At 71.3% G+C, this 24,406-nt stretch carries 19 protein-coding genes and 1 pseudogene; 14 read left to right on the top strand and 6 right to left on the bottom strand.

Going from position 1 to position 24,406, the window contains the following annotated elements; all coding sequences use genetic code 11:
* Positions 1-1,044: an energy-coupling factor ABC transporter permease gene (locus ACIGXP_RS31765; RefSeq protein ID WP_399774215.1), complete on the bottom strand. Its 1,044-nt coding sequence runs from the start codon at positions 1,042-1,044 to the stop codon at positions 1-3.
* Between the two features lie 169 nt (positions 1,045-1,213).
* Between ACIGXP_RS31765 and ACIGXP_RS31760 the strand changes: the two genes are divergently transcribed.
* Positions 1,214-1,552 carry an SsgA family sporulation/cell division regulator gene (locus tag ACIGXP_RS31760; protein WP_399774211.1) on the top strand — a complete coding sequence of 113 codons (339 nt, stop codon included), beginning with the start codon at positions 1,214-1,216 and terminating at the stop codon, positions 1,550-1,552.
* On the opposite strand, the gene ACIGXP_RS31755 is transcribed toward ACIGXP_RS31760, so the two are convergent.
* Together ACIGXP_RS31755 and ACIGXP_RS31750 are read right to left on the bottom strand one after the other, a co-directional pair.
* Positions 1,553-3,223, bottom strand: a complete 1,671-nt coding sequence (locus ACIGXP_RS31755) for a penicillin-binding transpeptidase domain-containing protein (RefSeq protein ID WP_399774208.1) — start codon at positions 3,221-3,223, stop codon at positions 1,553-1,555.
* A gap of 161 nt (positions 3,224-3,384) precedes the next feature.
* Complete coding sequence (locus ACIGXP_RS31750; RefSeq protein WP_399774205.1) at positions 3,385-5,133, bottom strand: dolichyl-phosphate-mannose--protein mannosyltransferase; 1,749 nt, start codon at positions 5,131-5,133, stop codon at positions 3,385-3,387.
* A gap of 98 nt (positions 5,134-5,231) precedes the next feature.
* Between ACIGXP_RS31750 and rsmI the strand changes: the two genes are divergently transcribed.
* The 6 genes from rsmI (at position 5,232) to ACIGXP_RS31720 (ending at position 11,144) form a co-directional block, all read left to right on the top strand.
* Positions 5,232-6,080, top strand: coding sequence for a 16S rRNA (cytidine(1402)-2'-O)-methyltransferase (gene rsmI, locus ACIGXP_RS31745; protein ID WP_399774202.1), 849 nt, complete (start codon positions 5,232-5,234; stop codon positions 6,078-6,080).
* 276 nt (positions 6,081-6,356) lie between these two features.
* Complete coding sequence (locus tag ACIGXP_RS31740) at positions 6,357-6,758, top strand: hypothetical protein (RefSeq protein WP_363216767.1); 402 nt, start codon at positions 6,357-6,359, stop codon at positions 6,756-6,758.
* A gap of 47 nt (positions 6,759-6,805) precedes the next feature.
* A complete protein-coding gene (locus ACIGXP_RS31735; RefSeq protein ID WP_399774200.1) occupies positions 6,806-7,702 on the top strand; it encodes a TatD family hydrolase in 897 nt (298 codons plus the stop codon).
* 159 nt (positions 7,703-7,861) lie between these two features.
* Positions 7,862-9,286: a ubiquitin-like domain-containing protein gene (locus ACIGXP_RS31730; RefSeq protein WP_399774197.1), complete on the top strand. Its 1,425-nt coding sequence runs from the start codon at positions 7,862-7,864 to the stop codon at positions 9,284-9,286.
* A gap of 98 nt (positions 9,287-9,384) precedes the next feature.
* Complete coding sequence (gene rsmA / locus ACIGXP_RS31725; protein WP_363216764.1) at positions 9,385-10,254, top strand: 16S rRNA (adenine(1518)-N(6)/adenine(1519)-N(6))-dimethyltransferase RsmA; 870 nt, start codon at positions 9,385-9,387, stop codon at positions 10,252-10,254.
* The gene (locus ACIGXP_RS31720) at positions 10,251-11,144 is read left to right on the top strand and encodes a 4-(cytidine 5'-diphospho)-2-C-methyl-D-erythritol kinase (RefSeq protein WP_399774193.1); all 894 of its coding nucleotides are present in this window, start codon (positions 10,251-10,253) and stop codon (positions 11,142-11,144) included. Before rsmA ends, ACIGXP_RS31720 begins: the two co-directional genes overlap by 4 nt.
* A 9-nt stretch (positions 11,145-11,153) precedes the next feature.
* Here ACIGXP_RS31720 and ACIGXP_RS31715 read toward each other — a convergent pair.
* Positions 11,154-11,566 (bottom strand): annotated as a pseudogene (locus ACIGXP_RS31715) (hypothetical protein).
* A 157-nt stretch (positions 11,567-11,723) separates the two neighbouring features.
* On the opposite strand from ACIGXP_RS31715, the gene ACIGXP_RS31710 reads away from it, so the two are divergent.
* The 4 genes from ACIGXP_RS31710 to ACIGXP_RS31695 all read left to right on the top strand — a co-directional run bounded on the left by ACIGXP_RS31710 (position 11,724) and on the right by ACIGXP_RS31695 (position 18,684).
* A complete protein-coding gene (locus ACIGXP_RS31710) occupies positions 11,724-13,532 on the top strand; it encodes an ABC-F family ATP-binding cassette domain-containing protein (protein ID WP_399774190.1) in 1,809 nt (602 codons plus the stop codon).
* A 588-nt stretch (positions 13,533-14,120) separates the two neighbouring features.
* A complete protein-coding gene (locus ACIGXP_RS31705) occupies positions 14,121-15,917 on the top strand; it encodes a PQQ-binding-like beta-propeller repeat protein (RefSeq protein WP_399774188.1) in 1,797 nt (598 codons plus the stop codon).
* Positions 15,918-15,997: 80 nt separating this feature from the next.
* Entirely contained in the window at positions 15,998-17,770 is a 1,773-nt protein-coding gene (locus tag ACIGXP_RS31700; protein ID WP_399774185.1) for a PQQ-binding-like beta-propeller repeat protein, read from the top strand.
* A 230-nt stretch (positions 17,771-18,000) separates the two neighbouring features.
* Positions 18,001-18,684 carry a response regulator transcription factor gene (locus tag ACIGXP_RS31695; protein WP_363216758.1) on the top strand — a complete coding sequence of 228 codons (684 nt, stop codon included), beginning with the start codon at positions 18,001-18,003 and terminating at the stop codon, positions 18,682-18,684.
* 249 nt (positions 18,685-18,933) lie between these two features.
* Here the strand turns inward: ACIGXP_RS31695 and ACIGXP_RS31690 are convergent, their stop codons facing one another.
* Both ACIGXP_RS31690 and ACIGXP_RS31685 read right to left on the bottom strand, forming a co-directional pair.
* Positions 18,934-19,278, bottom strand: coding sequence for a hypothetical protein (locus ACIGXP_RS31690; protein WP_399774180.1), 345 nt, complete (start codon positions 19,276-19,278; stop codon positions 18,934-18,936).
* Between the two features lie 21 nt (positions 19,279-19,299).
* Positions 19,300-20,991 carry a sodium:solute symporter family protein gene (locus tag ACIGXP_RS31685; protein ID WP_363216756.1) on the bottom strand — a complete coding sequence of 564 codons (1,692 nt, stop codon included), beginning with the start codon at positions 20,989-20,991 and terminating at the stop codon, positions 19,300-19,302.
* Positions 20,992-21,171: 180 nt separating this feature from the next.
* On the opposite strand from ACIGXP_RS31685, the gene galT reads away from it, so the two are divergent.
* Genes galT through galK form a run of 3 tightly spaced genes read left to right on the top strand, consistent with a single transcriptional unit; the run spans position 21,172 to position 24,370 of the window.
* Positions 21,172-22,257 (top strand): galactose-1-phosphate uridylyltransferase, encoded by a 1,086-nt coding sequence (galT, locus tag ACIGXP_RS31680; RefSeq protein WP_399774177.1) that lies wholly within the window; start codon positions 21,172-21,174, stop codon positions 22,255-22,257.
* A complete protein-coding gene (galE, locus tag ACIGXP_RS31675) occupies positions 22,254-23,216 on the top strand; it encodes a UDP-glucose 4-epimerase GalE (RefSeq protein WP_363216754.1) in 963 nt (320 codons plus the stop codon). The genes galT and galE overlap by 4 nt, the downstream gene beginning before the upstream one ends.
* Complete coding sequence (gene galK / locus ACIGXP_RS31670; protein WP_399774173.1) at positions 23,216-24,370, top strand: galactokinase; 1,155 nt, start codon at positions 23,216-23,218, stop codon at positions 24,368-24,370. The genes galE and galK overlap by 1 nt, the downstream gene beginning before the upstream one ends.
* The last annotated feature ends 36 nt before the right edge of the window (positions 24,371-24,406 follow it).

Genomic DNA, 24,406 nt, shown 5'->3' with positions numbered 1-24,406 from the left:
TCAGAGGCCGGTGCTGACGGGGGAGACGTCCTCGGCCCGGCGCCGGCGCAGCGCCCAGAACACCGCGCTGCCCGCCACGACCGTGACGCCGACTCCGATCACGCCCGCGAGGCCCCCGGACAGGCGGGCGTCCGAGACGTTCCTGACGCCGTAGTCGGCGAGCGGGGAGTCGGCGGCGGCGTGCTTCTCCTCCTTCTTGTCGATCCCCTTGTCGTGCGCGACCTTCTCCAGGCCGTCGGGGGCGGAGGAGGCGTAGAAGCTCACGAACCCGGCGAGCACCAGCGAGGTGACCAGGCCCGTCACCCACAGCGCGCGCCGGGAGGCGCGCGCCGCGACGGGCGCCGTGGGAGCCGGGGCGTCCACCAGCGCGCCGTCCACGCGCAACTTGAGCCGCTGCCGCAGGCCGCGCGCGCCGTGCACGAGATCCGGGCGCACGGCGATCACCGCGCTCACCGTCAGCGCGGTGATGACGGCCTCACCGATGCCGATCAGGACATGGACGCCGATCATCGCGGTCGCGACCTTGCCGAGGGAGACGTCGGTCGTCCCGCCGGTCGCGTACAGGAGCGTGAAGACGACCGCGGCGGCCGGTACCGACACCAGCGCGGCGACGAAGGAGGCGACGGTCACCGAGCGCCGCTTGCGGGGCAGGACGGCGAGCAGCGCGCGGAAGACGGCGTACGACACGACCGTCGTGGTGAGCGCCATGTCGGTGATGTTCACGCCGAGCGCGGTGAGACCGCCGTCCGCGAACAGCACGCCCTGCATGAGCAGCACCACGGACACGCAGAGCACGCCCGTGAAGGGGCCGACAAGGATGGCGGCGAGCGCTCCGCCCAGCAGGTGGCCGCTTGTTCCGGCCGCGACGGGGAAGTTGAGCATCTGTACGGCGAAGATGAACGCCGCCACCAGGCCGGCCAGCGGGGCCGTCCGCTCGTCCAGTTCACGGCGGGCGCCGCGCAGGCTCACCGCGAGGGCGCCGGCGGCGACCACTGCGGTGACGGCGGAGGTGGGGGCGTCGATGAATCCGTCAGGTACATGCACCGGATGATTTTAGGCCCTTGTTGCGAACTATTTGCAAGAGCCAGTCGGTCGTGCGCCTGTTCCGCAGGACGGCCCGCTCCGGCGGGCGGCAACCGGAAAATGTGCGACATTGGAGAGAAAGCGGAAGCACAGCTTTCACTTTGGTCACTCAGCGTGAAAGGGCGGTACGATGTCTGTGGTCGAACAGTACGCACGCGCCCATATCGTCACCGACGAGGAGGACCCGGGGGCCGTACCGGTGGTGCTGCGGTACGACCCCGACACCGATCCGCGCTCGGTCCGGGTCGGCCTGCCGGGGCCGCACGAGTGGACCTTCTCCCGCGCACTGCTGGAACGGGGACTGCGGGTACCGGCCGAGAGCGGCGCGGTGCGGGTGTGGCCGTGCGGGCGGGTCCAGGCCGTCGTCGAGTTCCACTCCGACCACGGCGTCGAGGTGGTCCAGTTCGAGTCGAAGGCACTGCTGAGGTTCCTCCGCCGCACCTACACCGCAGAGCCCGTACGGACCTGATCAGCCGCCCGTCTTCAGCAGCGCCGCCACGATCGGCCCGGCCGTGTCGCCGCCGTGGCCGCCCGCCTGGACCACGCCCGCGGCGGCGAGGTCGCCCTTGAAGGCGGTGAACCAGCCGTTCGGCTTCTTCTGCCCGTCGACCTCGGCGGAGCCCGTCTTCGCGCCGTAGTCCCCGCTCATGCCCGCCATCGCCTTGGCGGCCGTGCCGTAGTCCGCCGTGAACCGCATGACGTCCTTCAGCTGGGACTGCGTCGCCGCCGACATGGTGCGCGCGGCCTTCGCCAGCGTGCGGTGGTCCACCTCGGGGGACACCAGGTAGGGCTGGTGGAAGGCGCCCGACGCGACCGTCGCCGCCACGGACGCCATGTTCAGCGGGTTCATGCGCACGCCGCCCTGACCGATCAGCGAGGCACCCATCTGCGCGCCGCTCTGCACGGGGACGGAGCCGTCGAACGACGGGACGCCGATGGTCCAGTTGTTCATGCCGAGGCCGTAGACCTGCTGGGCCTCCTTCGTCAGGTCGCTGTCCGACAGCTTCGGCGCGAAGTTGATGAAGGCGTTGTTGCAGGAGGCTCCGAAGCTCTGCTTGAACGTGCCCTTCTTGATCTCGGAGTCGCCGTCGTTGTGGAACGTCCAGCCGGCCAGCTTGTACGTCTTGGGGCACGGGTGCGATGCGCCCGGGGTGACGAGCTTCTTCTCGAAGAGCATCGTCGACGTCACGATCTTCATCGTGGAGCCGGGCGCGAGGGAGCCCTGGAAGGCGACGTTGAAGCCGTGCCCGCTGTTGGCGACCGCGAGGATCTCCCCGGTCGAGGGCCGTACGACGACCACGGACGCCCGCGCGCGCTTGCCGATCTGCTGCTCGGCCGCCGCCTGCAGGGCCGGGCTCAGCGTCGTCCTCACCGTGCCCGGGGTGCCCTTGCTCAGCTCCACGAGCGTCTTGTCGGACAGCTCGGCCTTCTGCGACGCCTTGCCGCGCACCACGCGCAGCTCGACGCCCGCCCTGCCGCCCGCCGTCTTGCCGTACTTCTCCCGCAGCCCGTCCAGCACCGTGCCCAGCGACGGATAGGTGGCAGCCGTCAGCTCGCCGCCGTCACGGTCCAGCGCCTTGATCGGCGGGGTGCCGGACTCGCCGGTGACGAGGGTGTCGCCGTCCTTCAGATCCGGGTGGACGACCGAGGAGTGCCAGTCGACCAGTGGCTTGCCGTCGCTCGCCCGCCGCACCACGGTGAACGAGCTGCCGTACGCCAGCGGCTTGCTCAGGTTCTTGTACGACACCGTCGCCTTGACGGTGAACGGCACCCTGGAGCCCTTGGCCGCGCCCGGCGTCAGCGTGACGTCCTTCAGATGCGCGTCCTTGGCGTAGCCGGTGAGCAGCGCGGCGGCGGCGGAGGCGTCGTCCGTGGCGGCGGCCGCCTCGGCGGGCCTGCCCTGCTGCCACGCGGTGAGAAAGCGGGCGGAGGCCGTGCGGATCTCGGCGGCGCTGAGCGGGCCGGTCTTCACCGCCTTGTGGCCGGCTGTGGCGGACGTGCGCTCGTCGGCCGCGGCACCGCCGTCGTACAGCGCGTAGACACCGACCCCGGCGCCGCCGACGACCAGGGCGATCATCCCGCCGAGCACGGCGGGACTGGTCGTCTTCCGTCGCTCGGCGACGCGCCTTCTCTTGCCCACAGCCTCAGATCCTCCGTACGTTCCCCAGGCTCCCCGTAGCCCTCACACTCCCCAACGACGGCACTCACCTTAAAGTCCCCACCTCGGAGGGTGATGTCGGCGGCCGATCCGTAGCAGGCTTGCGACAATCCGACTGGAGCACACCCCCGAGCGGCCGCGGCTCACACCCAGGTGTCCAGCCACATCCTCGACCGCCACGAGTCGATCGGGATCGCGGTGCCCGTGTACAGCGGCCAGAAGTAGATGAAGTTCCAGGCGATCAGCAGCACCAGTACGCCCGCCGCTGATGCGCCGATCACCCGGCGGGTGTCGGAGGAGCCCGGCGGGCCGACGACCGCGCCGATCATCATCGCCACCGCCAGACACAGGAACGGCACGAAGACGACCGCGTAGAAAAGGAAGATCGTCCGCTCCTGGTACAGGAACCACGGCAGATAGCCGGCCGCGATCCCGCACGCCACGGCACCGGCGCGCCAGTCCCGGCGGAACGCCCACCGCCACAGCACGTACAGGATCGCGAGGCAGGCCGCCCACCACAGCAGCGGCGTGCCGATCGCCAGCACCTCACGGGCGCACTTCTGGCCGGCGTCGGCCGGGCAGCCGTCGGCGCCGGGGTTCGGCGACTCGTAGAAGTACGACACCGGGCGGCCCAGCACGATCCAGCTCCACGGGTTGGACTGGTAGGTGTGCGGGGACGTCAGGCCGACGTGGAACTCGTACACCTCGTGCTCGTAGTGCCACAGGCTGCGCAGCCAGTCCGGCAGGAAGGTCCAGCTGCCGCCCTTGCCGTCGGTGGCCGCCCAGTTGCGGAAGTAGCCGCCGGTGCCGTCCGCGGGGGAGAGGATCCAGCCGGTCCAGGAGGCCACGTAGACGACGATCGCCACCGGGACCGTCGCCAGGAAGGCGACACCCGTGTCGTACTTCAGCGCCGCCGCCCACGGATGCTGCGCACCGGCGGTCCGGCGGGCGCCGACGTCCCACAGCACCGCCATGACACAGAAGGCGGCCAGGATGTACAGGCCGTTCCACTTCGTGCCGATGGCCAGGCCCAGCATCAGCCCGGCCGCCCAGCGCCAGGGCCGCAGACCGAAACGGAACGTGTCGGCCACGCGCGCGTGCGGCCGGACCCGGCCGTCCGGGCCGGCGGGCAGCGCGGCGGCCAGCCTCTGCCGCGACCGGTCCCGGTCCAGGACCAGGCAGCCGAACGCGGCCAGCACGAAGAACATCAGCACGCCGTCGAGCAGCGAGGTCCGGCTCATCACGAAGTGCAGGCCGTCCACCGCCATCAGCGCGCCCGCGAGGCAGCCGAGGAATGTCGAGCGGAACATCCGGCGCCCGATCCGGCACAGCAGCAGAACGGAGAGGGTGCCCAGCAGCGCGGTCATGAACCGCCAGCCGAACGGGTCGAACCCGAACATCAGCTCGCCGAGCCCGATGACGTACTTGCCGACCGGCGGATGCACGACGTACGCCGCGTCCGCCGGGACCGCCAGGTGGCCGTGCGTGTGCAGCACCAGGTCGTTGGCGTTCTTGTCCCAGTTGACCTCGTAGCCGCGGTGGACGAGCGCCCAGGCGTCCTTGGCGTAGTACGTCTCGTCGAATATCACCGCGCGCGGGCTGCCCAGGTTCCAGAACCGCATCAGGCCCGCCATCAGCGTCACCAGCAGCGGACCGCCCCAGCCCGACCAGCGCGTGAGCCGCTCGGCGAGCACCGGCGGCACGCCGAGCACCTGCCACAGCCGCGGGCTCGGCTCGGCGTACGGGGGCACCAGCCGGTCGCGCACATCACCCGAGGGCGCGTCCTGCGCCGGTGCGTACCCGAATCGGCGCAGCCGCTGCTGCCACGACGGCCGCCGGTCGTGCGGCGCCTGGCCCTGCCGGAGGTCCATGGAGGACGCGGTACTGGTCACCGCGCCATCGTAGGGAACGGTTCTGTGCGAGTCCCGTGCATGTGCGGTACCGGTCGGCTTTCGGGAGGGCTGTCAGTGGTTCCTGGGAGGATGGGCGTGTGACTGGAACCCTTGTCCTCGCAGGTACCCCCATCGGCGACATCGCGGACGCGCCGCCCCGGCTGGCCGACGAGCTGGCCGGCGCCGACGTCGTCGCGGCCGAGGACACCCGGCGGCTGCGCCGGCTCACCCAGGCCCTCGGCGTCACGCCCAAGGGCCGCGTCGTGTCGTACTTCGAGGGAAACGAGTCCGCCCGTACGCCGGAGCTGGTCGAGGAACTGCTCGGCGGCGCGCGCGTGCTGCTGGTGACCGACGCCGGGATGCCGTCGGTCTCCGACCCCGGCTACCGGCTGGTCGCCGCCGCCGTGGAGCGGGACATCCGGGTCACCGCCGTGCCGGGGCCGTCCGCCGTGCTCACCGCGCTCGCCCTGTCCGGGCTGCCCGTCGACCGGTTCTGCTTCGAGGGCTTCCTGCCGCGCAAGGCGGGCGAGCGGCTGTCCCGGCTGCGGGAGGTCGCGGGCGAGCGGCGCACCCTCGTCTACTTCGAGGCCCCGCACCGGCTCGACGACACCCTCGCCGCGATGGCCGAGGTCTTCGGTGCGCAGCGGCGGGCCGCCGTGTGCCGGGAGCTGACCAAGACGTACGAGGAGGTACGGCGCGGTCCGCTGGCGGAGCTGGCGCGATGGGCCGCCGAGGGCGTCCGCGGGGAGATCACCGTCGTGGTCGAGGGGGCCCCCGAGACCGGCCCGGAGGAACTCGGCGCGGAGGAACTGGTGCGCCGGGTGCGGGTGCGGGAGGACGCCGGTGAGCGGCGCAAGGAGGCGATCGCCGCGGTTGCGGTGGAGGCGGGAGTGCCGAAGAGGGTCGTCTTCGACGCGGTGGTGGCAGCCAAACGTTCCGGTGAGTGAGGGGCGCGTGTCGGGACCGCGTCCGCGGGAATTCGATTTGCTGCGCAACCGCCTCTGAGCAGGCCTGTTCTCGGGTGAGCAGGCGCGCCATGGGACGGCAAAAGGCTGTCGCCGAAAGCAAAGCCCAGCGGGGTGGAAGAGGGCGGTTTCTGCAAGGAACTGCCAAATCGCCTCCAACACTCGACAGCCCTGCTGCATTCGCGCCGGCGGAAGAGTCCACTGGTTGAAGAGGCGCCCCGTTGCGGGGCGCCTGTCCAGCGGACAAGAGGAGCTGGCATGAGTGAGATCGCAGGGCACTCCGGCCTCCGCGGTACGGCCACAGCCGTCGTTCACGAGTCGTATTCCTTCGCCTGCATGCGATGCGGGCACGGCTGGGAGCAGTCGTACGAGATAGAGCACCACACCGACGCCGACGGGCACGAGTTCGTGCTCTACGTGGCCGACGGCCGCGTCGTGCCGTCGCCGCTGAGCCGGCCCAGCTGCCACAACTGCGATGGTCACGTCGTGCGGATCATGCGCGCGGGGCAGGTCTCGTCGGTGCGCGGCGCCGCGGAGCGGCACCACAGCGTGCCGCAGGCGGGCCCGGTGGAGGTGCCGCAGGTGCCCGCGCAGGACAGGGAACCGCACCACTGGCACCTGTCCGATCTCCTGCATCCGTTCCAGCGCAAGGCGAGCTGAGCGGATCGCCGGCGGCCTGCGGCATGCCCCTTTCGTAGGATCGGGGCATGCCTTCGAACGCCGGCCAGAACACCAAGGGCGACAAGAACGCCGCGCCGCCGCTTCCGGTGCCGCTGCGGGTTCCGGTCGCGGACTCCCACACCCACCTCGACATGCAGTCCGGCACGGTCGAGGAGGGCCTCGCGAAGGCCGCGTCGGTGGGGGTGACGACGGTCGTCCAGGTCGGCTGCGACCTCAAGGGCTCGCGCTGGGCCGCCGAGACCGCGGCCGCGTACGACAGCGTCCACGCCGCCGTCGCCCTGCACCCCAACGAGGCCCCGCGCATCGTCCACGGAGACCCCGACGGCTGGTCGCGGCAGGGCGCGCGGGAGCCGGGCGGTTACGCGGCGCTGGACGAGGCCCTCGCCGAGATCGACCGGCTCGCCGGGCTGCCCCAGGTGAAGGGCGTCGGGGAGACGGGGCTTGACCACTTCCGCACGGGCCCGGAGGGCAAGGCCGCGCAGGAGCGGTCCTTCCGCGCCCACATCGAGATCGCCAAGCGGCACGGCAAGGCGCTCGTCATCCACGACCGCGACGCGCACGCCGACGTCCTGCGCGTCCTGAAGGAGGAGGGCGCCCCCGAGCGCACCGTCTTCCACTGCTACTCCGGCGACGCCGCGATGGCGGAGATCTGCGCCCGCGAGGGCTACTTCATGTCCTTCGCCGGCAACGTCACCTTCAAGAACGCCCAGAACCTCCGGGACGCCCTCGCCGTCGCCCCGCTGGAACTGGTCCTCGTGGAGACCGACGCGCCCTTCCTGACCCCGGCGCCGTACCGGGGGCGGCCCAACGCCCCGTACCTCGTCCCGGTCACGGTCCGCGCCATGGCCGCCGTGCGCGGCATCGACGAGGACGCGCTGGCGACGGCGCTCGCCGCCAACACCGCGCGCGCCTTCGGCTACTGAGCGCCTGTTCGGGTGGCGGGCGCGCTCCGGTGCACGGGTGGCGAGCGCACACTCGGCGGGCAACAGTACGCAGTCGCGTCGCTTTGGAGAGTGACGGTCGCTCCGCTAGGTTCTGGGGGCCCGATCCGGACCCCTCTGGCACCTCTGGAGCGTGTCGGCGTGAGCAAGTCGCAGTACGAGACGTTCGAGACATGGTGGCCGTACGAGCCGTACGGCCCCGGCGCCTCCGTGTACACCGCGGACACCCAGCCGTACGCGCTGTACGAGGACACCTACCGGCCCGCCTACGAGGCGCAGGCGTACTTCGTCACCGAGCCGCTGCTGCCGCGGCAGGGCGGGCGCGCGCAGCAGACCGGGAGCGTGCCGCAGGCCCGGAGCGCGCCGCAGGACCGGAGCGCGCCGGACGAAGAAGGGGCGGGCGGACCCGAGACGCTCGCCGGCGTGGGCGGGCGGGCCGCGCGCCGGCGCAGGGGGCGCTGCGCCGAGCGCCCGGAGTCCGCCGTGCGCCGTCTGCTGCCCCAGGCGCTGGTCGTGGCCTTCCTCGCCGGCGGCACCACCGCGTTCGTCGCCAAGGACAAGGCGGTCGAGCTGACCGTCGACGGCAAACAGCGCACCCTGCACACCTTCGCCGACGACGTCAGCGAGCTGCTCGCCGATGAGCGCGTGCCCGTGGGAGCGCACGACCTGATCGCGCCCGCCCCCGGCACCCCGCTCGCCAGCGGTGACACGGTCGCCGTGCGCTACGGGCGCCCCGTCCGGCTCACCCTGGACGGCCAGCAGCACGAGGTGTGGACGACGGCGCACACGGTGGAAGGAGCGCTCGACGAGCTGGGGGTGCGCGCGGAGGGCGCGTACCTGTCCACCTCGCCCTCCCGGAGCATCGGACGCGCCGGGCTCACGCTCGACGTGCGCACCGAGCGCGCCGTCACGGTCATGGCCGACGGCCGCACCCGCACCATCCGCACCAACGCGGCCACCGTCCGCGAGGTCATCGGAGAGGCCGGGATCGGGCTGCACGGCGAGGACATCACCTCCGTGCCGCTCGACAGCTTTCCGCGTGACGGGCAGACGGTGACCGTGCTGCGGGTCAGCGGCACCCGGGAGGTCCGCGAGGAACAGATCCCGTTCGCGGTCGAGCGCACCGAGGACCCCACCCTCTTCAAGGGCACCGAGGTCGTCGCACAGGCGGGGCAGCCCGGGCTACGGCGCGACACCTACCTGCTGCGCATCGTCAACGGCGTCCGGGAGAAGCCGCGCCGGGAGACCTCCGAGGTGGTGCGCAAGCCGCGCAAGCAGATCGTGAAGGTGGGCACCAAGCCGCTGCCGCCCTCCGTGGCCGGCGCCGACCACCTGAACTGGCACGGCCTCGCCACCTGCGAGTCCGGCGGCCGCCCGAACGCGGTCGACCCCTCGGGGACGTACGGCGGCCTCTACCAGTTCGACGCGCGCACATGGCACAGCCTCGGCGGCACCGGACGCCCGCAGGACGCACCGGAGGCCGAACAGACCTTCCGCGCGAAGAAGCTGTACGTGCGCCGCGGGTCGACGCCCTGGCCGCATTGCGGGGCGCGGCTGCGGGGATAGCGCCGGGGAAGGGCTCGCCGTCGCCGGGGCCCGCCCCGGCCGGCCGCGGCAGCGGGCACCTGGCAACCCGCCCGGGCAGACCCCCGTACCCTTGTCCCGTGAGCAGCCCCACCCCCGACGCCCTCCTCGGCCCCGCCGACATCCGTGAGCTCGCGGCAGCGCTCGGTGTCCGTCCCACCAAGCAGCGCGGCCAGAACTTCGTGATCGACGCCAACACGGTCCGCCGTATCGTGCGCACCGCCGAGGTCCGCCCCGACGACGTGGTCGTCGAGGTCGGCCCGGGGCTCGGCTCCCTCACGCTCGCGCTGCTGGAGGCCGCCGACCGGGTCACCGCCGTCGAGATCGATGACGTACTCGCCGCGGCCCTGCCCGCCACCATCGGGGCGCGCATGCCGGCGCGCGCCGACCGGTTCGCGCTGGTCCACTCCGACGCGATGCACGTCACCGAGCTGCCCGGCCCCCCGCCGACGGCGCTGGTGGCGAACCTCCCCTACAACGTCGCCGTCCCCGTGCTGCTGCACATGCTCGACACCTTCCCGAGCATCGAACGGACCCTCGTCATGGTGCAGTCCGAGGTCGCCGACCGGCTGGCCGCCGCGCCCGGCAACAAGGTGTACGGCGTGCCGTCGGTGAAGGCGAACTGGTACGCCGAGGTGAAGCGGGCCGGGGCGATCGGCCGCAACGTCTTCTGGCCCGCGCCGAACGTCGACAGCGGACTGGTGTCGCTGGTGCGGCGGACCGAGCCGATCAAGACGACCGCCTCCAAGTCCGAGGTCTTCGCCGTCGTCGACGCGGCCTTCGCACAGCGCCGCAAGACCCTGCGGGCGGCACTGGCCGGCTGGGCCGGCTCCGCCGCTGCCGCCGAGGCCGCCCTGGTCGCGGCCGGGGTCTCGCCGCAGGCGCGCGGGGAGTCGCTGACGGTGGAGGAGTTCGCGCGGATCGCGGAACACAAGGAGAGCGGCAAGTGAGCGTCACGGTACGGGTACCGGCCAAGGTCAACGTCCAGCTCGCGGTCGGCGCAGCCCGCGCGGACGGGTTCCACGACCTCGCCAACGTCTTCCTCGCCGTCGGCCTGTACGACGAGGTGACGGTGACCCCCGCGGAGGAACTCCGGATCACCTGCGAGGGCCCGGACGCCGACCAGGTCCCCCTGGACCGCACCAACCTCGCCGCGCGCGCGGCCATCGCCCTCGCCGGGCGCCGGGGCATCGAGCCGGACGTCCACATCCACATCGCCAAGGACATCCCGGTCGCCGGCGGCATGGCGGGCGGCAGCGCGGACGGCGCGGGCGCACTGCTCGCCTGCAACACGCTGTGGGGTGCGGGCGCTTCCAGGGCCGAGCTTCTCGCGATCTGCGCCGAGCTGGGCAGCGATGTGCCGTTCAGCCTGGTGGGCGGCGCGGCGCTCGGAGTCGGGCGCGGGGAGCAGCTGACGGTCCTGGAGGCCGGCGGCACCTTCCACTGGGTGTTCGCGATGGCCGAGCGGGGGCTGTCGACCCCGGCGGTCTTCCGTGAGTTCGACCGGCTTGCCGAGGGGCGGGAGATCCCGGAGCCGGTGGCTTCGGCGGAGCTGCTGGAGGCGCTGGCGAAGGGGGACGCGGAGGCGCTGGCGGCGGCCGTGTCCAATGACCTTCAGCCCGCCGCGCTGTCCTTGTTCCCGGAACTGGCGGACACGCTGGAGGCGGGGCGCGGGGCGGGCGCGCTCGCCGCGCTGGTCTCCGGGTCCGGGCCTACGACGGCGTTCCTCGCCCGGGATGCCGAGTCGGCGGAGAAGGTGGCCCAGGCCCTGCGGGGGTCGGGGACGTGCAGGGCGGTGCGGAAGGCGGCGGGGGCGGTGGCGGGGGCGACGGTTCTCTGAGGGCAGGGCTCAGAGGTTGTCAGTGGCGGTCAGGTCGATGTCGATGGGGTAGGGCTTGTCGACCTTGACGCGGTCCCCGGTAGAGGCCGATCGACTGGTACATGCCCGTGTCCACCGACAGCTCGAAGACCTCGACGGAGGGGTACTGATCCGGCTCGGTCATCTCGACCAGCCAGTAGTACTGGATGCCCGCTGCGGCGTATTTGTGCGTCTTCGTGAGCCGGTCGCGGGCCTCGCAGGCCGGCCACCAGCAGGTCGATCGTGGCGAAGTGGAAGTAGCGCTGCGGGCTCGCGAGGACCAGGCTCCCGTCGATCAGCTCGGTGTGCGGCGGGAGATCGGGCATGGTGAGCATGTCGTCGACTGTGTAGCCGTCCATCGGGGGCATCCGCCATCCCGGCTGCTCAGCAGGCTGGGCTGTCATGGTGCCTCCCATGGACAAGGTCCTGGTGCCTGCCCTCCACGGTAGCGGCCGTTTCCTGATCACGTCATCACAAAGAGTGACAACCTCCTCGCGCCCCGCCCTCACCCCCGCAGGCCCTACGCTAGAAGGCTGACCGACCCCCGCGCACAGGAGTGAAATGGCCGTCAACCTGGTCAATGTCGAGAACGTCAGCAAGGTGTACGGCACCCGTGCCCTGCTGGACGGCGTCTCGCTCGGCGTGCAGGAGGGGGACCGGATCGGAGTCGTCGGGCGCAACGGCGACGGCAAGACCACCCTCATCCGGATGCTCGCCAAGCTGGAGGAGGCGGACACCGGGCGGGTCACCCACTCCGGCGGGCTGCGCATCGGTGTGCTGACCCAGCACGACTCCCTCGACCCCGCCGCCACCGTCCGCCACGAGGTCATCGGCGACATGGCCGACCACGAGTGGGCGGGCAACGCCAAGGTGAGGGATGTCCTGACCGGGCTGTTCGGCGGGCTGGACCTGCCCGGGTTCCCGAAGGGGCTCGACACGGTCATCGGTCCCCTCTCCGGTGGCGAGCGGCGCCGTATCGCGCTGGCCAAGCTGCTCATCGAGGAACAGGACCTGATCGTCCTCGACGAGCCCACCAACCACCTCGACGTCGAGGGCATCGCCTGGCTCGCCCGGCACCTGCAGAACCGGCGCTCGGCCCTGGTGTGCGTCACGCACGACCGGTGGTTCCTGGACCAGGTCTGCACCCGCATGTGGGACGTGCAGCGCGGAGACGTGTACGAGTACGAGGGCGGCTACTCCGACTACGTCTTCGCGCGTGCCGAGCGCGAGCGGATCGCCGCCACGGAAGAGGCCAAGCGGCAGAACCTGATCCGTAAGGAGCTGGCCTGGCTGCGGCGCGGGGCACCCGCCCGTACGTCCAAGCCGCGCTTCCGGGTCGAGGCCGCCAACGAGCTGATCGCGGACGTGCCGCCGCCCCGGGACAGCTCCGAGCTGATGAAGTTCGCCTCCTCGCGGCTCGGCAGGACCGTCTTCGACCTGGAGGACGTCACCGTGCAGGCCGGGCCCAAGGTGCTGCTCAAGCACGTCACCTGGCAGCTCGGGCCGGGCGACCGGATCGGCCTCGTCGGCGTCAACGGCGCCGGGAAGACCTCGCTGCTGCGGGCCATGGCCGCGGCCGCGCGCACCGAGGGCGAGGAGCAGCCGGCCGGTGGGCGCATCGCCGTCGGCAGGACCGTCAAGCTCGCCTACCTCTCCCAGGAGGTCGCCGAACTCGACCCCGCCTGGCGGGTCCTGGAGGCCGTGCAGCGGGTCCGCGAGCGCGTCGACCTCGGCAAGGGGCGCGAGATGACCGCCGGGCAGCTGTGCGAGACGTTCGGCTTCGGCAAGGAGAAGCAGTGGACGCCGGTCGGGGATCTGTCGGGTGGTGAGCGCCGCCGGCTGCAGCTGCTGCGGCTCCTCATGGACGAGCCCAACGTCCTCTTCCTGGACGAGCCCACCAACGACCTCGACATCGAGACCCTCACCCAGCTCGAGGACGTCCTCGACGGCTGGCCCGGCTCGATGATCGTCATCTCCCACGACCGGTTCTTCGTCGAGCGCACCACGGACCGGGTCTTCGCCCTCCTCGGCGACGGCATCCTGCGGATGCTGCCGCGCGGCATCGACGAGTACCTGGAGCGGCGGCAGCGGATGGAGGAGGCGGTCGCCGCGCAGGCCGCCGCCGCGGCACCCAGGCCGGCCGCACCGGAGAAGAGCGCGGCCGACCAGCGTGCCGCCAAGAAGGAACTCCAGAAGATCGAGCGGCAGTTGGACAAGATCTCCGAGAAGGAGACCAAGCTGCACGCCCAGATCGCCGAGAACGCCACCGACTTCGCGAAGGTCGCCGATCTGGACGCCCAGCTGCGCGACCTCGCCGGTGAGCGCGAGGAACTGGAAATGCGCTGGCTGGAGTTGGCGGAGGACGCGTAGCGGGGAGTTCGGGCGCGGTCGCGGGTGGGGCTGCGCGGGCGCGAGGGGGTTGGCGCCGGCGTGAGTCGTGGGCGTGCGCGCCGCCGGGTACGGCGCTCGGGCCGAGGTTCGCGCGCGGTCACGGGCGACGCCGGGCAGGGGCTTGCGCGCCGTCGGGAGCGGTGTTCGCGCTCGGCGTGCGCTCCCCAACGCGCGGTGCGCGCAACCCGCGTACGCATCGGCACAGCACCTCGCGCCCGCTCCCACGTTCACGCCCGCTCCCCTGCCGCGCCCGCGCCCCGCTCCCGAGGCGCGAACCGTGACCGCCCGCCCCGCGGTGTGAACCAGCCACCGCCCACGCCCGCCTCACTGTGCAACGCCCCCGGCGCGCGCCGCTGTTGCGTGCGCCGCGTGAAGGGGGCGTGAAGGCGCGTAACGGAGGCATCACGGCCCGGTCGTCCCTTGGGAACAGCGGCGGATCCGAGCCGCTGTGCTGTCGGTGCCGGGTGATAGAAAGGGCCGTCTGAGAACTGTCTGAGTAACGACCCAGGGTCCGTCAAGAACCTCAGGGCGTGGCTAAAAATCAGTGAACGAGGGGGAAGAGCGCTGATGACTCAGCCGCCCAACCAACCGCCGCAGGGCGGATTCGGAGCGCCGCAGGACCAGCCGCCGCAGGGTGGCGGTTTCGGAGCCCCGCAGACGCCACCGGCGCAGGGCGGTTTCGGCGCCCCGCAGAGCACCCCGGGCGCTCCCCAGGGCGCCCCCGGTGTGCCTCCCGCACCCCCGCCGCCGGCCCAGCCGCCCGCCGCCCCGCCGCAGCAGCCCCAGCCCGGCTACGGCTACCCCCAGCAGCCGGGTCCGTACGGCGCCCCGGGCCCCTACGGCCACCCGCCGCAGCAGCCGGGCCCCTACGGGGCGGCGCCCCAGCCCGGTTTCGGGTATCCGCAGCAGCCGCCGTATCCGGGCATGCCCGGCGCCGCGCCCGGCGGTTCGCCGGCGTCGAGGACGAAGCCCGCGCTGATCATCGGTGCCGCGGTGGCCGCGCTGCTGGTCATCGGCGGCACGGTGTACGCGTTTTCGGGCGACGGCGGCGGCAGGAAGAAGCCCGTCGCCCAGCAGAGCGACGACCCCAAGCACTCCGCCTCCGGCACGCCGAGCCCGTCGGGCGGCGGTGACGACCCGGAGAACCTCAACGAGGGCCGGCGGGCCGGTGAGGCGAAGGTGCTCTGGTACCAGTCGGCGCCGGACGCCCCTCGTACCGGCGCCGAGGCGCCCGGCATGTGGGTCACGGACAAGGCGGTGGTGAAGGCGGCGTACAAGCAGGTCTTCGCCTACGGCGTCGGTGACGGCAAGCCGGCGTGGTCCCCGGTCTCCTTCCCGCAGAAGATCTGCGCGGTCACCCCGCAGAAGTCGGCCGACGACAAGGTCGTCGTGGCGTACATGAGCGGTGTCAGCGACCACGCCAAGTGCAACCAGCTGCAGCAGATCGACCTGGCCACCGGTGAGAAGGGCTGGAGCACGAAGGTCGCCGACGGCGGGCTGTTCGACAGCGCGCTCAACGTCGAGCTGACCGTGAGCGGCAAGACGCTCATGGTGGGACGTTCGGAGTCGGGCACGGCGTACGACATCGACAGCGGCAAGAAGCTGTACGACAAGGAGAAGTACGGCGCGGCCTGCTTCCCGGCCGCGTACGCGGGCGGCACCGGCCGGCTGATCCAGGTGTCCTCCTGCGGCGCGGGCGGCAGCAACGAGCACGACGAGATCCAGGAACTGGACCCGGCCACCGGCAAGGTGCGCTGGTCGCAGCCGGTCAAGAAGGGCTGGCAGGTCACCCGGGCGTTCTCCGTCGACCCGCTGGTGCTGTATCTGACCAACGAGGACAAGAAGGCGTGGAACATCTCCACGTTCACCAAGGACGGCAAGTTCCGTTCGGAGGTCAAGGTCGACGAGAAGTTCGCCCCCCGCTGCGGCTGGGCGGTCCTCGAACGCGATCTGCAGGGCTGCCAGGGCGTCGCCGTGGGCGCCGACACGCTGTACCTGCCGACGGACGCCACCAGCAGTGCCAACGAGATCGTCGCGATCAGCCTGGCCGACGGCAGGGCGAGGTGGCGGGTCAAGTCCCCGGCCGACGAGCCGATGTACCCGGTGAAGACCGAGGGCGGCAAGCTCGTCGCGTATGTGCAGCCGTCGTACGACGCGGGCGGCCAGGTGGTGTCGATCCCGGCCACCGGCTCCTCCCCCCGGACCACGAGGCTGCTGCAGAACCCGCAGGGCACGGCCCAGATCGAGGACACCTTCTTCGACGCCGTCGTGGACTGGGCCGACGGGCGGTTCTTCATCTCCACCGGCCGGCTGTCCGGCAGCGACCAGGCGAAGGAGAAGCTGATCATGGCTTTCGGCAACTGAGCCGCCGTTCCGGCTTCCGCCGCCCGTCCCAAGTCCCCGATGCCATACGGCTTTTCCGGCCTCACCGAGGTGCCCACCCCATGACGCAGCCGCCCCCTCCGCCGCCGAACCAGCCCCCGCAGCAGCCCGGTTTCGGCCCCCCGAGCCCACCGCCGCAGCCGCCGCAGCAGCCTCCGCAGCCCCCTCAGCCGCAGCCCGGCTACGGCTACCCGCAGGCCGCTCCGGCCCCGCAGCCGCAGCCGCCCCAGCCCGGGTACGGCTACCCCGGCGCTCAGCAGAACCCGTACGGCCAGCAGCCTCCGGCCCACGGCCAGCAGCCTTCTGCCTACGGCCAGCCGCAGAACCCGTACGCGCAGCCAGGGCAGCCGGGTTACGGCTATCCGGGTCAGCCGCCGACCGTGCCGGTTCAGACGCAGCCGGGGCAGAGCGGCGGCGGGCGGAACAACACGGTGCTGTTCATCGTCGTCGCGGCCGTCGTCGCCATCGCGCTGATCGTGACCGGCGGCATCTGGTACGCCCACTCCTCCGGCGACGACGGCAAGACGCACGGCACCGCCTCCTCCAGCGGCGGCAAGGGCGGCAGCGGCGGCACGGGCGGCGGCAAGGAGAAGGTGCCGGCCGACCCCGCCGCCAAGGTGCTGTTCGAGGTTCCGCTGCCCGTCACGAACGACACGGTGAGCACCGTGGGTTCATGGCTGACCGACAAGGTGTACGCCAAGAGCGGCGTCGCCGAGATCGCCGGTTACGACCCGGTCAAGGGCACCAAGCTGTGGACGATCAAGCTGCCCGGTCCGGTCTGCGCGGCCAGCAAGCAGGTCACCTCGGACGGCCGGACCGCGATCACCTACCAGCCGAAGTGGGACACGAAGAACCACTTCGCGGGATGCACGCAGATCGCCGCGCTCGATCTCGACGCCGGCACCAAGCTGTGGACGAAGACGGTCAAGGCCGGCGACTACCCGGTCAACTACCAGAACGTGACGGTCGGTCAGCGCACCGTCGCGGTCGGCGACAGCGAAGGCGGTGCCGCCTTCGACATCGACTCCGGCAAGCCGCTGTGGCTGCCGAAGCAGGGCGACGACTGCAACGACGAGGGATACGGCGGTGGCGCCAAACTGGTCGCGGTGCGCAGCTGCGGAGACGTCGACAACCCGCGGCTGCTCATCCAGAACCTCGATCCGAAGACGGGGAAGGTGATCTCCGAGTACAAGATGGACCCGGGCATCGACGAAGCCTCCGTCGTCTCCACCGACCCGCTGGTGGTGGCCGCCGCCGTGGGCGACAGCACCCAGGTCTCGGACTACTTCTCCATCGACAACAAGACGGGCAGGCTGCTCGCTCACATCTCCGCGCCGTCCGACAACTACGCCGGCAAATGCGACGGCATCACCCGCTTCGAGGACTGCCACGGCATCGTCGTCGGAAACGGCAAGCTGTATCTGCCGACCGAGGAGCACGAAGGCTCCGGCGACGCCCTCAGCGAGACCAACGAGATCGTTTCCTTCGACCTGACCACCGGGAAGCCGACCGGCCAGCGCGCCGAGGCCGGCGAGGACACCACGCTCTTCCCGCTGCGCATGGACGGGAGCAATCTGCTCGCCTACAAGCCGCCGACGTACAAGCAGGGCGGTCAGGTCGTCAGCCTCGACGGCGGCAGCTTCAAGGCGACCAAGCTGCTGGCGAACCCCGACACGAGGAGCGTGCGGGAGACGGAGAGCAACCTGCTGCCCGACAGCGACGAGATGCTCTTCCGCGACGGCCGCCTCTACATGGCGCAGGTCTTCGCCAAACGGAAGGGCATGTCGTCGATCGGCAAGGAGGACCTGGTGCTGGTCTTCGGCGCGGGCGGCTGACGCCGAGCCGCTGCCGCAGCAGGTCTCGCCCGAATGGGTGACATACCGAGAAGTGCCCCGGATTTCATCGATCCGGGGCACTTCTCATCAAGAGGGGCAGCGCGACGTCGAACAAGCGTGTAGCTTCCGGGGGGCATATGGAGGGCGGAGGTGCCGGGGGGCCCTCTGTCCTTGCGGACCGGTGGGCGTCCATAGTGGGGCATCCATGGGGGGGACTGGGGGGTTGCTCTATGGGAGTGCGGCTCATGGTCGTCGACGACCATCGCCTGCTCGCGGAGGCGCTGGCGTCGGCGCTCAAGCTGCGCGGGCACCGGGTGCTCGCCGCGGCGGCACCGGCCGCGGGCGCGGCGGATCTGGTGATCGCGCGGGCGCCCGAGGTGTGCCTGCTGGGTACGGCGGCGCCGGCCGAACCGGGCGTGTTCGACCCGGTGGTGAAGATCAAGCGGGAGCGGCCGCAGGTGGCGGTGCTGGTGCTCGGCCCGGTGCCGTCGCCGCGCGGGATCGCGGCGGCGTTCGCGGCCGGGGCGTCGGGGTACGTGCGGCACGACGAGCGCATCGAGGGGGTCGAGCGGGCGATCATGAAGGCGCGGGCGGGGGAGGCGGCGGTGGCCCCGCAGTTGCTGCAGGGGGCGTTCGGGGAACTGCTCAATCCTGCCGCGCAGCCCGATGACGAGGCTCAGCGGTTGCTGTCGGTGCTGACACCGCGGGAGGTGGAGGTGCTGGTGCGGGTGGCCGACGGGGAGGACACGCGGCTGATCGCGGCGGGGATGGGGATCGCGCCGAGTACGGCCCGTACGCATGTCCAGCGGGTGCTGATGAAGCTGGGTGTCGGGTCCCGCCTGGAGGCGGCGGCCCTGGCCGCGCGGACGGGGTTGCTGGACCGGGCGGGGGCTTTGGGGTCCGGCCCCGAGTAGGCGCCCTGCGCTGGTCCCGGCCGGGGGTCGAGTCGCTTGCCCGCGCTTTCGGGGTGCCTCCCCCAGAGGGGTGCCCCCCTCTGGGGGTACCCCCGGCGTCCACCCGTGCCGCCCCTGGGGGTACCTCCCAGGCCCTTGACGCACTGGGGGAGGCGCGACTGCCCGCAGGTCACGGCGGCGGGGCGCCCCGCAAGGGGCGCGGGGAACCGCGCGACCAGCCCCCACGCACCCGCGGACGGGAAGGCTGCTTCAGCCCCCCTGCCTCTCCTCCGGCAGACCCTCCGGAGGAAGCGGCGGCGGAGTGGGCCGCAGCTTCAGCCAGGCCAGGAAGAAGAGGCCCAGCAGGAGCATGCCGATCCCGGTCCAGAGGTTGATGTTGACGCCCTGGGCCTTGTCGATCGCGGACCGGGAGTCGGTGATGCCGGTGATCGTGACGATGACGCCGTACACCACGAACAGGCCGCCGATGATGCGGCGCAGGTCGAAGATGCGGGCGGCGGTCGCCGACTTGGTCTCCAGCTCGGCGACCTCGTGCGCCACCTCCTCCTCGGTGTAGTGGTGGCGACGGTCGGGGTGCTCGGGGTGTTCAGACATGGTTTCCTCGGTCCTCCCGCGTCAGAACGAGAACGGGATGTAGCAGGCGGCGGCCAGGACGACCGCGCCCCAGCCCAGCAGGGCCGGCTTGCGGTACCAGGCGTCGTCGCCGGCGGCGGGCGGCTCGGACATGCCGGGGGAGCGGGTGCCGTAGACCAGCCCCTGCAGCTCCTGCGCCGGCTTCGGCTCGGTGAACAGGGACACCGCGACCATCACGACCGCACCGGCGACGAAGCCCGCGATCGCGGAGACGAAGTTGGCGCCCTGGTCGGAGGGGATGGAGATGATCCCCTTCTTGTAGAACACGAAGTAGTTGATCATCGCGGTCACGGTGCCCGCGAGCAGGCCCCAGAAGCCGGACTTGGCGGACGCGCGCTTCCAGAACATGCCGACGATGAACACGACGAACATCGGCACGTTGAAGAAGGAGAACAGCGTCTGCAGGTAGGCCATGATGTTCGAGAACGAGGACGCCAGGAACGCCGTGCCGATGGACGCGCAGACGCCGATCACGGTGATCAGGCGGCCGAAGCGGACGTAGTACGTGTCCTCGCGGCCGGGCACCACGTACTTCTCCCAGATGTCGGTCGTGAACACCGTGTTGAAGGACGACACGTTCGCCGCCATGCCCGCCATGAAGGCCGCGAGCAGTCCGGTGACCGCGATGCCGAGTACGCCGTTGGGCAGCAGCTCCTGCATCAGGAAGGGGATGGCGTCGTTGTACTGGTAGCCGGAGCCGGGGGTGCCGAACTTCGGGATGAGGGCCGCCGCGACCAGGCCGGGGATCATCACCAGGAAGACGATGAAGATCTTCGGGTAGGCGGCGATCAGCGGGGTCCGCCGGCCCGCCGAGAGGTTCTTCGCGGACAGGGCGCGCTGCACCTCGGCGAAGTTGGTCGTCCAGTAGCCGAAGGAGAGGACGAAGCCCAGGCCCAGGACGATGGTCAGCCAGTTGGCGCCCAGCGGGTTGGCGCTGCCGATGCCGGTGCCGCCCCACGCGGTGGTGAAGTTCGTGCCGTGGCTCGCGGTGAGCTTGTCGGTCAGGCCGTTCCAGCCGCCGGCCTTCTTCAGGCCGAGGATGGTGATCGGGATGAGGGCGGCCAGGATCACGAAGAACTGGAGCACCTCGTTGTAGATCGCCGAGGACAGGCCGCCGAGGGTGATGTACGCGAGGACGAAGGCGCCGGCGACGACGATGGCGACCCACTGGGGCCAGCCGAGCAGCGCCTCGACGACGATCGCGAGGGCGTAGAGGTTGACGCCCGCGATCAGGATGGCGGCGAACGCGAACAGGATCGAACTGAGCAGGTGGGCGGCCCGGTCGAAGCGCAGCAGCAGGAACTCGGGGACCGAGCGGACCTTGCTGCCGTAGTAGAAGGGCATCATCACCAGGCCCAGGAAGACCATGGCCGGGATGGCGCCGATCCAGTACCAGTGCACGGTGTAGGCGCCGTACTGGGCGCTGTTCGCGGCCATGCCCAGGATCTCGGTGGCCGCCAGGTTCGCCGAGATGAAGGCGAGGCCGGTGATCCAGGCGGGCAGCGAGCGTCCGGAGAGGAAGAAGTCGAGGCTGGTCTTCACCGAGCGGCGGGCCGCGAAGCCGATGCCGAGGACGACGACGAAGTAGATCGCCAGGATCGTGTAGTCCAGCCAGTTGGTGGGGAGCCGTAGCTCCGCCGCCAGATACAGGGGGCTGTCTGTGGGGGTTTGCATGAGAACTCGCTTCGTTGCGCGAACTGATCCAGAGCGGAACCTACGTCTCCGCGTTCAGCAATTGAACACTTCTGTTGATGTTCTTTGTTTGATTGTGATGATCCCTGTCGGTGGTGGGTTGTGATCTGTTATGTTTGATTGTGTTGGCTGATTGGGTGCGGGGCGTAGAGGAGTCCGGCGTTGAAGAAGACCTCGACACGGCTGGCCGACGGTCGTGAGCTGATCTACTACGACCTGCGCGACGACACCGTGCGCGACGCCGTCGACCGCCGTCCCCTGGACCGCACGGTCACCACCTCCGAGATCCGCCGCGATCTGCTGCTCGGCGACGCGGTCGCCGTCGCCTCGCACCGGCAGGGGCGCACGTACCACCCGCCCGCCGACGAGTGCCCGCTGTGCCCGACCCGGGGCGAGCGGCTCAGTGAGATCCCGGACGCGTCGTACGACGTCGTCGTCTTCGAGAACCGGTTCCCCTCCCTCGCCGGCGACTCGGGCCGCTGCGAGGTCGTCTGCTTCACGTCCGACCACGACGCCTCCTTCGCGGACCTGAGCGCCGAGCAGGCGCGGCTGGTGCTCGACGCGTGGACGGACCGCACGTCGGAGCTGTCGCATCTGCCCGCCGTCGAGCAGGTCTTCTGTTTCGAGAACCGCGGTGCCGAGATCGGTGTGACCCTGGGCCACCCGCACGGGCAGATCTACGCCTACCCGTTCACCACGCCGCGCACCGCGCTGATGCTCCGCTCGCTCGCCGCGCACAAGGAGGCCACCGGCGGCGAGAACCTCTTCGACGCCGTGCTGGAGCGGGAACGCGCCGGGGAGCGGGTCGTCCTTGAGGGTGAACACTGGGCCGCGTTCGTGCCGTACGCGGCGCACTGGCCGTACGAGGTCCACCTGTACCCCAAGCGCCGCGTCCCCGACCTGCTCGCCCTCGACGAGGCGGCGCGCACAGAGTTTCCCCAGGTGTATCTGGAACTCTTGAGGCGCTTCGACCGGATCTTCGACGGGCGGGACGGAGGGGAGAACGCTGCGGGTGAGCTTCCGACGCCGTACATCGCGGCCTGGCACCAGGCCCCGTTCGGTGCGCTGGAGGAGTTCGACGGGATCACGCGGGACGACTTCGCGCTGCACCTCGAGCTTTTCACCATCCGCCGCACTTCCGGCAAGCTGAAGTTTCTCGCGGGTTCCGAGTCCGGCATGAGCGTGTTCATCAACGACGTGCCGCCGGAGCGCGCGGCCGAGCGACTGCGAGAGGTAGCGAGTTCATGAAGTACCTGGTGACGGGTGGCGCGGGTTACGTCGGCAGTGTCGTGGCCCAGCATCTGCTGGAGGCCGGCCACGAGGTCACCGTCCTCGACAACCTCTCCACCGGCTTCCGCGAGGGCGTCCCGGCGGGTGCCGCGTTCATCGAGGGCGACATCCGCGACGCCGCCAAGTGGCTCGACCCCTCCTACGGCGGCGTGCTGCACTTCGCCGCGTCCTCGCAGGTCGGCGAGTCGGTGGTGAAGCCGGAGAAGTACTGGGACAACAACGTCGCCGGCTCCATGGCGCTGCTCGGCGCGATGCGCGAGGCGAACGTCCGCACGCTGGTCTTCTCCTCCACCGCGGCCACGTACGGCGAGCCGGAGCAGGTCCCGATCGTGGAGAGCGCCCCCACGAGGCCGACGAACCCCTACGGCGCCACCAAGCTGGCCGTCGACCACATGATCACCAGCGAGGCGAACGCCCACGGCCTGGCGGCGGTCTCGCTGCGTTACTTCAACGTGGCCGGTGCCTACGGCGCGTACGGCGAGCGCCACGACCCCGAGTCGCACCTCATCCCGCTGGTCCTCCAGGTCGCCCAGGGCCGCCGCGACACGATCTCGGTCTACGGCGACGACTACGCGACCCCCGACGGCACCTGTGTGCGCGACTACATCCACGTCGCCGACCTGGCCGAGGCCCACCTGCTGGCCCTGACGGCCGCGCGGCCGGGCGAGCACCTGATCTGCAACCTCGGCAACGGCAACGGCTTCTCCGTCCGCCAGGTCATCGAGACCGTCCGGCAGGTCACCGGCCACCCGGTCCCCGAGACCGTGGCCCCGCGCCGGGGCGGCGACCCGGCGGTCCTGGTCGCCTCGGCGGACACCGCCCGCGAGAAACTGGGCTGGAACCCGACCCGCGCGGATCTCGCGGGCATCGTCGCGGACGCGTGGCAGTTCGCGCAGAGCATCACAAGGGAGCACTAGTGGGGGCACAGCAGGTCGCGGAGCGCTTCACCGAGCTGTACGGCACGCAGCCCGAGGGCGTCTGGGCGGCCCCGGGCCGGGTCAACCTGATCGGCGAGCACACCGACTACAACGACGGTTTCGTCATGCCGTTCGCGCTGCCGCACCGGGCGGTCGCGGCGGTCTCCCGCCGCACCGACGGCGTCCTGCGCCTGCACTCGGCGGACGTCGAGGGCGGGATCGTGGAACTGTCGCCGGACGCGCTCACCCCGCAGGGCGACGACGGCTGGACGGCGTACCCGGCGGGCGTGGTCTGGGCGCTGCGCGAGGCGGGTCACGAGGTCACCGGCGCGGACGTCCACCTGTCCTCCACGGTCCCGACGGGTGCGGGCCTGTCGTCGTCGGCGGCCCTGGAGGTGGTGATCGCACTCGCGCTCAACGACCTCTACGCACTGGGCCTTCCGGGCTGGAAGCTGGCCCGGCTGTGCCAGCGCGCCGAGAACGTCTACGTCGGCGCGCCGACCGGCATCATGGACCAGACGGCGTCGGCCTGCTGCGAGCAGGGCCACGCCCTCTTCCTGGACACCCGCGACCTGTCCCAGCAGCAGATCCCCTTCGACCTCGCGGCCGAGGGCCTGCGCCTGCTCGTCGTGGACACCCGGGTCGAGCACGCGCACAGCGGCGGCGAGTACGGCAAGCGCCGGGCCGGCTGCGAGAAGGGCGCGGCCCTGCTCGGCGTCGACGCCCTGCGGGACATCCCGTACGCCGGCCTGGACGCGGCGCTGGCCCGGCTCGGCGACGAGGAGGAGGTCGTCCGCCTGGTCCGGCACATCGTGACGGAGAACCGGCGGGTCGAGCGGGTGGTGGAACTCCTCCGCGCGGGCGAGACCCGGGCGATCGGGCCCGTCCTCACCGAGGGCCATGCCTCGCTGCGCGACGACTTCCGCATCTCCTGCCCCGAGCTGGACCTGGTCGTCGACACGGCCCTGTCCGCCGGCGCGCTCGGCGCCCGGATGACCGGCGGCGGCTTCGGCGGCTCGGCGATCGTCCTGGCGGAGGCCACGGACGTCGACACACTCACGAAGGCCATCGACGGGGCCTTCGCAGCAGCGGACTTCACGGCCCCGCGCACGTTCGAGGCGGTGCCGTCGGCGGGAGCACGGCGACTGAACTGACACCGCCCCTCCCGTACCGGCCTTGTCCTGCAGTGC

This window comes from Streptomyces sp. NPDC053069, assembly GCF_044546895.1.
In the GTDB taxonomy this organism is placed as follows: domain Bacteria; phylum Actinomycetota; class Actinomycetes; order Streptomycetales; family Streptomycetaceae; genus Streptomyces.
This window is presented reverse-complemented; position numbering and strand designations above follow the sequence as displayed.

Bases quoted from the DNA above. Each gene is read 5' to 3' on its own strand.
- ACIGXP_RS31760 (WP_399774211.1), top strand. From the start codon at position 1,214: ATGTCTGTGGTCGAACAGTACGCACGCGCCCATATCGTCACCGACGAG.
- ACIGXP_RS31695 (WP_363216758.1), top strand. From the start codon at position 18,001: ATGGGAGTGCGGCTCATGGTCGTCGACGACCATCGCCTGCTCGCGGAG.
- ACIGXP_RS31705 (WP_399774188.1), top strand. From the start codon at position 14,121: ATGACTCAGCCGCCCAACCAACCGCCGCAGGGCGGATTCGGAGCGCCG.
- ACIGXP_RS31735 (WP_399774200.1), top strand. From the start codon at position 6,806: ATGCCTTCGAACGCCGGCCAGAACACCAAGGGCGACAAGAACGCCGCG.
- ACIGXP_RS31700 (WP_399774185.1), top strand. From the start codon at position 15,998: ATGACGCAGCCGCCCCCTCCGCCGCCGAACCAGCCCCCGCAGCAGCCC.
- galE (WP_363216754.1), top strand. From the start codon at position 22,254: ATGAAGTACCTGGTGACGGGTGGCGCGGGTTACGTCGGCAGTGTCGTG.
- ACIGXP_RS31685 (WP_363216756.1), bottom strand. From the start codon at position 20,991: ATGCAAACCCCCACAGACAGCCCCCTGTATCTGGCGGCGGAGCTACGG.
- ACIGXP_RS31710 (WP_399774190.1), top strand. From the start codon at position 11,724: ATGGCCGTCAACCTGGTCAATGTCGAGAACGTCAGCAAGGTGTACGGC.
- ACIGXP_RS31690 (WP_399774180.1), bottom strand. From the start codon at position 19,278: ATGTCTGAACACCCCGAGCACCCCGACCGTCGCCACCACTACACCGAG.
- ACIGXP_RS31740 (WP_363216767.1), top strand. From the start codon at position 6,357: ATGAGTGAGATCGCAGGGCACTCCGGCCTCCGCGGTACGGCCACAGCC.